Here is a 253-nt window from a genome sequence, read left to right as displayed (position 1 = left end):
CGACCGACGTGCGGATAATCGGCAAGCCGAGCGTGATGTTGATGCCTTCGCCGAACGTCGCGTACTTCAGTACCGGCAAGCCCTGATCGTGGAACATGGCAAGCACGCAGTCGGCTTCGTCCAGATAACGCGGCTGAAACAGCGTGTCGGCCGGATAAGGACCGCGCGCGTCGATGCCTTCACCGTTAGCGAGCTTCAGCGCGGGCGAGATCACGTCGATTTCCTCGCGCCCGAGATAGCCGTTTTCGCCTGC

Annotated in this window: 1 protein-coding gene; it reads right to left on the bottom strand. The window is 61.7% G+C overall.

Annotated features, from left to right (window positions below; translation table 11 throughout):
* Positions 1-253 (bottom strand): 4-hydroxythreonine-4-phosphate dehydrogenase PdxA (locus SB753_RS39500; protein ID WP_410805480.1); only part of this gene is annotated, 253 nt, incomplete at both ends.

The sequence above is a fragment of the Paraburkholderia sp. SIMBA_053 genome, from assembly GCF_046534895.1.
GTDB lineage: Bacteria > Pseudomonadota > Gammaproteobacteria > Burkholderiales > Burkholderiaceae > Paraburkholderia > Paraburkholderia caledonica.
The sequence above is the reverse complement of the archived record's forward strand: the minus strand, read 5'-3'. Positions and strand labels throughout refer to the sequence as shown.